The organism is Mesorhizobium sp. M5C.F.Ca.IN.020.32.2.1, assembly GCF_004023105.1.
In the GTDB taxonomy this organism is placed as follows: domain Bacteria; phylum Pseudomonadota; class Alphaproteobacteria; order Rhizobiales; family Rhizobiaceae; genus Mesorhizobium; species Mesorhizobium wenxiniae.
Genome location: NZ_RZSX01001119.1, coordinates 1 through 1722 on the forward strand (window position 1 = coordinate 1; position 1722 = coordinate 1722).

At 65.7% G+C, this 1722-nt stretch carries 1 protein-coding gene; it reads right to left on the reverse strand.

Annotation, left to right across the window (positions count from 1 at the left end; genetic code table 11):
- Window positions 1-1722: PAS domain-containing protein (locus EOA86_RS33485; protein ID WP_245497458.1), on the reverse strand; the 1722-nt coding region annotated here is incomplete at both ends.

Sequence of the window (1722 nt, forward strand, 5' to 3'; positions counted from 1 at the left end):
GTTGACGAACGGGTTTCGTCGTCACCGGACGGCGCCCAATCCTCGCTGTCTTCTGCATCACGGAAATCGGCGTCCGTCATGCTGTCGTCGTCTTCGGCGGCGATCGATCGACTGCCCGTGTCGGTGGGTTCGACTACCTCTTGCGTCGCCTTGTCCGGCTCCGAAACCGGGGCGCCGTCGCTATTGTCGGCGACATAGTCCCGGTCGGCGTAGTCGAGCAGCGAGCCTGAGATGCCGGACACGGTTGCTTCCCGCTGCTCGGCGTCGAGCCTCGCGACATCCTTCTCGTCTTCGACATCAGTTTCGGACGGTTCCGCCGCAGCCGGTTCTGCCGACATTGCAGCATCGGGCTGTTCGGTTGGGGGATTGTCCTTCTTGAGCCGCTCGCCGATTTCACGGAATGCACTGCGTTCGAGCGTCGACAGGCCTTTGTCGTTGGCCGGCTGCCTGTGCTCCGCCAACCGGATCACCTTGTCGGCAAAGCGCCGCTCCGGCTTCGGCACGATGGTCAGCGCCGGCACCTCGCCCTGGAACGGGTCGGTTTCGTCAGGCGTTTCGGCGACTTCCGGCTCGAAGGCTGCGGGAGCCCCGGCATTAGGGACAAGCGCCATACCGATCGCTTCCGGATCGACCACTGTATCGCCGGTGCGGGCAACGCCGAAGCCGCGAAAACCTTCGAAGGCACGGCCTCGGCCGTAGACGGGCAGCGCCGCCAGGTCGACGGGAATCTTGAAATCGGTGCCGGCAACCGGCCACAGCACCGAGCGGCCGGACCAGGTGTCGCGACGGTCGAGCAGGCCGGCGATCTCGCCGGACGCATCGAGGTCGAAGGTGGCCGCGACGTCCCTGAAACGCCGGCCGATCACATCGGCGGCAGGCTTGCCGACGAGTTCTGCGAATTCCGGCGACAGCGCACTGAACCTGCCTTCGGCGTCGGTGCGCCAGACGAAACGCAGGGGCGGCGCCGCGCGGTCGATCGAGGGGATGGCACGCTCAGTCGGGTAGCCGGCCCCGATGGCATCCTGTGCGGAATTTTCGGCCGAAGCATCCGCCTCGACATGTCCGGACGCATCCGGTCGGCCCGGCTTTTGCGCCTCATCCTCGCTGGCGCTGAAATACCAATGGTCATGCTGTGGAGGCATTCCGCCGGCCGCTTCCGGACCCTGCTCGGTCGAATCGGGCGCGGTTGAATCAGGTCTGGTCGAATCAGGTCTGGTTGAATCTGGCCCGGTCGAATCGGGAACGTCGTGCTCCGCCGACACCGAACCGTCTCCGCCGGCTGCCGGGACGGTCTGCGCTGCCACATCCAACTTCGCGACTGTTGCGGGCGCTTTGTCCTGCTCTGCTTTTGGCGGGACTGCGGCATCGGCCGCCGTCGCACCGATAGCGGTTTCTCCTCTCGCGCTGCGCTCGCCAGCAGAGCCTGCTTCGGAGTCAAGCCGGTTCTCGTCGATCACCACCAGCAGGTGCCGCTCGTCCGTCAGCCGGGCGAGGCCGGCCGGATAGGAAGTGGTGCCGCCTGGAACGAGGCGTTTGACGATGCGATCGTTCTCGTTCGCCACATCGGTCACAAGCGCTGCCAGCGTTTCGGGCAAGATGCCGAGCGCCGAAAAACCGTCGGAAGCGGCCTCGACGTTGCCCTTGGCATCGACGAAGGCGATGAAATGACCGTCTTCGGTAAAGCCGCTGATGGCCTGAGCGGCGATCTCGGTGCTGCGCGAG